Raw genomic sequence first — 4,747 nt, 5'->3', positions numbered from 1 at the left:
GTAGAGACAAAGAAGGAGCAGATAATCAAACAATTTCCTTTTTTGATTGCTAAATCTCAGAATTACCTATTTGATCAAGATAGTAAACACTCTAAGGGTGCAAAATTGCCTGCAAAATACTCTACCAGACAAGGCTTGCTTTATACGACCAGTAAAGATAATTTGTTAAGTGAGTTGAAGGATTTGATGGCATCGGGTTCTATGGGAGCAAGCCAAGAAGCAGCTAAGGAACTCGCTGAAATTTTTTCAAAAAATAAGAGCTACTCTTTAAATCACACTTACTCAAATTCAACTTTAATTAATGAGATTAAAAAATCTCAAGAATTCAAAAATTATATAATTGATATATCCAAGGTTATAAAGGAAAACATTGAGATAAACAATAAAAAAATTAACAAAAGCAATGGAAAAATACTAGTCGAAAAACCCATTAAAAGATTATATTTTGATGGAGGAGACTGGAATGCAAATTATTGGAATACAGGTTTAAGTATAACCATTCATCAAGTATCTTATGTTGAGGTATGGCTAGATAATGTGACATATGAAAATAACAATCCTAAAACTCTTAATGTGACATTTATTCTATATGACACTTATGGGTTGGACATGCAAGATATGGAAAAGTATGGCGGATTAGAGGTATCTTCTTATGAGGCATGGCAAAGTTTTAATGCAAGAGATAAAAGAGCTCAGTTGTTATCAACATCTTTCGGCTGGGAATTTAATTGTTGGTGGGCAATGCAATATTATCATGACTGCGTTCCTTTGCTTCTTAAATTAAGGATTCCAAATGTACAAATCAATCTTTAAATTTTTTATGATTTTACCCATCATTTTTCTTGGAGGATTATGTATTTGGTTTGCTCACAATCGAGATCCAAAAATTTATAGAGCTGAATATCTTGATGATATATTTCCCAAGTCGGATTTTCACAAAACTTTTATTATTAGCTCAGGTTATTTTAATAAGCCTAATTGTAGGTATATAGAGAATTGGGCAAGGAATAATATTAAAATAAATCAAGGTAATGAATATGAATTTTATACATTTTTAATATATTCCAATAATATCACAAAGAATAACAAATATCTAGATAAAGAATATGACGCTATTATCGGTGATTACACAGTATGTGAAATGTCTACCAGGGAATATTCTTGTTTTATATGTTATGATTGAAGTTGTGCTGATACAGGAAAAAATTACTCAACCCGTACAATGCAATCCACAAAGCAATCCTAGCCCGTAGGTTGGGTTAAGCTTGCGAAACCCAACAAATTCAATGAGTTAGACCACAAATGCTGGGTTACGCTGTCGCTAACCCAGCCTACGGGCTGACAAAAGTTATGTGGAACACTCAAGTGCTTGCCCCCACACACTACCCGATAGAGCTCGTGACAGGAGTGGGCTTTTATGCCCAAGCTGGCGGTGGTTGGCGTAATGGTGCGGTAGATACCATCGGGGGCTCACCCAGTAGTCCCACATTTTTGCCGGTGGGTGTCAAACTGATGTGGTTATCCTTTGCAGAGTCTTGTTTTTATCACGCTGTCCTACTGTTGCCCATACAGTCATTGCAAGCGTTGGCAGAGCAAACACTTGATACAAATAAGCAGGTTATCAAAAACCTTATTACCATTCAGTTTGCTATCGCTCCACATGGCTTTGTGAGTCTGCGAGCGGGGTTTGGCAATCACATACAAGAACTTAGTACACATAAAGCAGAGGTAGCAAATGCTTCTTGGGACTTCTTTGCATTAACCAACCATTTTTCTCCTGACTTGATGACAATGGAACAGTATATTGCCAAACAATTAGCAAAAGCACCAAAAGCAGTGCAAGAACAAATCAAAAATGGCAATCTACCAACCAGATGGCAAGAATATAGTGAACGCAAATTCGCTTGGCATATCGCCTGTGATGTCGCACTATTTGCCCATCAAGTTATTTATGTCAATGGCGAATCATCTTTACACTTAACATCAACAGACAAACAAAGCACAAATACCTCCCCAAAACCACAACCTGCCCCTGCTTGGATAGAACTCTTTTTTAGAAAAAACAATCAGCGACATTATGCACTGGTTAACCTATCTCATCATCAGTTTGGCAGAACCGAACAGCCCGAGGATGATGTGGCGGTGTTTGAGGTATTCAAAGGCTTTTTTAGCTCAAACAGACCCACCGCATTGGTTATTAACCTAACCAAAGATATGGCGGATACTGTATTTTTGACCAATGGACACAAAGAACAAGCACTAAATGCTCATATCACCACAAAGACACTTGCCGATGATGAGTATCCTTGGTTTAAATAGGAGGATATATGGAACACACAAATACCAACACAAACACAGGGCAAACCCCCCAAAAAAGCATCGGCAAAGGCACGAGTAACTCCAAAGATAACTCCTGTGTTGAATGCACTGTTAATCATTTGGAAATCAATGTTTTCTTTGACGGCACTTGGAACAGTCGTTATAATAGTGATAGGTATAATGACCCTGACAAAGTTCACGGTGTTGAGGCAACCATTAGCAAAGGGGAGAACCAAAAAAAGACTCGTCGCCCATTTGATGGGGATACCACCTATGCCGAACGGCTACTCAAAACAGAGTACAATGGCAATAACACAAGCTTTGCCCGAGCTCCCACAGGTGTAGACCAACTGGCGCGAGCATTTGGTGGCAGTGAGCGTATGGTGGCACTGTATGTCGATGGTGCAGGTGCAGTAACGCCCCATAAAGTCAGGGAGGAACCCAATCCTTTGGTTCCTGCCAAGCATTCGGATTACGACCTAGAAAATGCCCATTACAGTCTTATCAAACAAGACTTCTCAGGTGATAGTATGATTGGCTCTGGTCTGGGCATGGGCGATAGCGGTGTTTATGGCAAACTTGGGCAAATGTTTAGAAAGATATACAATGTCATACAACAAAAGAGCCAAGCCATAGAGATTGACCAAGTCAGCTTTAATGTCTATGGTTTTAGTCGGGGGGCTGCCACCGCTCGTATGTTTGTTCATCGTGTACTAAGATACGGATATGACAAAGATATTACCAAAGAAGTAGATAAACTTCTTAACAAAGAAGAGCGGTACATCAATCAACAACCCTTTGACCGTATTTCAGACAAAGAAAACCGCAAACCACCCGCCAAACAACTCAGTTTTAAAGAGGATTTAAAAACCACTCGTTTTAAAGTGAAGTTTGTTGGACTCTTTGATACGGTCAGCTCTATCGGCATGAACCACGATGATGATGTTAAAGATGAAAAACAGCAACTTGTCTTTAGCGACACATGCAGACCCAATCAAGTCGTCCACATTGTCGCAGGTCATGAGTTTCGCCAAAAGTTTGCCACCACCACCATCGCCAGTGCGGTTCAAAATGGCTGTGGCTTTGAGGTTGTGCTACCGGGTTGTCATACCGATATTGGCGATGGGTTGGAGACAAGGTGGGGCTTTAAAGATACAAAGGATGGTAGGGTTTGGAAAAACAAACATGTTGATGACCCCACCACCATTTGCCATAAATACAACCTAGCCAATCTACCCTTTATCCCCCTAGCCAAAGCCAAGCTGTTGGCATTAGGCTTATTTCAAGTGGCTCAAGCCGAAGAAAAAGCCTTGATGGAGCTACAACGGGCGGATTTTAATGAAATCATCACAATCTTGGATAAACAAGGCTGGTTTGATAAAGACAAAAAAGAGATTTGGCGAGATGACAGTGGTTGGGACAAACTTAAAATGGATAAGATTAAGGTAAATAGAGATTTTAAAAACAATTCAAAAAGTGGTATAGAGAGCATATCTCCTGATTACCCCAAAATCGCCACCAAACTGATGTTTGATATTATGACCGATGTTGGTGTTAATCGTAATTATGATTTGGGCAAATATCATGCGGATACGGTTGATGACCCTTATTTTCAAGCATTCTCCGAAGAATTGATTGGCGAGGCTATGAAACGATATAAGGACTTTAAAACCAACAAAACCCAATACTGTGTTAATGAAAATATCATCAATGGCACACAAGAGGGTAAAGACTACTATGTTGGTATTAAAGACGCAAACAAAAGCAAAATCCTATTTCACGACTACCTACACTGGTGTAGCACCATGAAAAGAGACCCAGCCAGTCTCTTACTAGCTTATGTCAGTGTTCCCCATATCAACCCAAAAACCAATCAATTTTATAGAACAGTCTATCAAGGCTAAATCACACAAGGAGCAATGCTATGAAAGCTTTTAACATCTGCCTTATCATTATGATAAGCTTATCATCTCTAACTCTAAGTGCCTGTGACCCATTTAAAGGTCTAAGAGATTATGGACAAGAAGCAGGGGCAAATGGGAAATTTAAAGGATTTAAAAATGCTAGGGGGGGGGAAATGTTTGGACTTGTAAAAATAATGTTATACATGCCCATGAAGGCAATAGTTATTTAGAAAAATATGGTCTCCCCCTAGAAATCGGCGGTAACTTTATCTGCGATGGCGACACCCCCAAACTCCCCAAAGACTGTCAAGGTAGGGAGTTTAGAAGTGAAGCAGAACTTAGGGTTTATTGGGAAAAACATCAATTGCCTGTGGGATATGTTTGGTGGGAATGTCATAATGGTATCCCAAAAGTTGCTCCTAGTAGCATTAAAGGTTGGAGTCAGATGGAGTCCGCTAACCCCACCTGCAAAGATTCTCGTGGTCATAAACGCCCTTGTGTCTAATGATATACCAACCGAACTT

The 4,747-nt window shown here is 39.6% G+C and carries 5 protein-coding genes; all 5 read left to right on the top strand.

All coding sequences use genetic code 11. The features are described from left to right. Nucleotides 1-813 (top strand): DUF3289 family protein (locus B5J93_RS12985; protein ID WP_143823561.1); only part of this gene is annotated, 813 nt, incomplete at its 5' end. Further along, nucleotides 794-1,183 (top strand): hypothetical protein, encoded by a 390-nt coding sequence (locus B5J93_RS12980; protein ID WP_079326746.1) that lies wholly within the window; start codon nt 794-796, stop codon nt 1,181-1,183. The genes B5J93_RS12985 and B5J93_RS12980, both read left to right, overlap by 20 nt. Before the next feature lie 167 nt (nt 1,184-1,350). After that, entirely contained in the window at nt 1,351-2,319 is a 969-nt protein-coding gene (locus B5J93_RS12975; protein WP_158080754.1) for a DUF2931 family protein, read from the top strand. 8 nt (nt 2,320-2,327) lie between these two features. Next, on the top strand, nt 2,328-4,223 hold the full coding sequence (locus tag B5J93_RS12970) for a T6SS phospholipase effector Tle1-like catalytic domain-containing protein (protein ID WP_079326744.1): 1,896 nt from the start codon (nt 2,328-2,330) through the stop codon (nt 4,221-4,223). A 20-nt stretch (nt 4,224-4,243) separates the two neighbouring features. Further along, a complete protein-coding gene (locus tag B5J93_RS12965) occupies nt 4,244-4,453 on the top strand; it encodes a hypothetical protein (RefSeq protein ID WP_079326743.1) in 210 nt (69 codons plus the stop codon). Nucleotides 4,454-4,747: the final 294 nt, after the last annotated feature.

Origin of the sequence: Moraxella equi (genome assembly GCF_002027555.1) — a bacterium.
Taxonomy (GTDB): Bacteria; Pseudomonadota; Gammaproteobacteria; order Pseudomonadales; family Moraxellaceae; genus Moraxella; species Moraxella equi.
The sequence above is the reverse complement of the archived record's forward strand: the minus strand, read 5'-3'. Positions and strand labels throughout refer to the sequence as shown.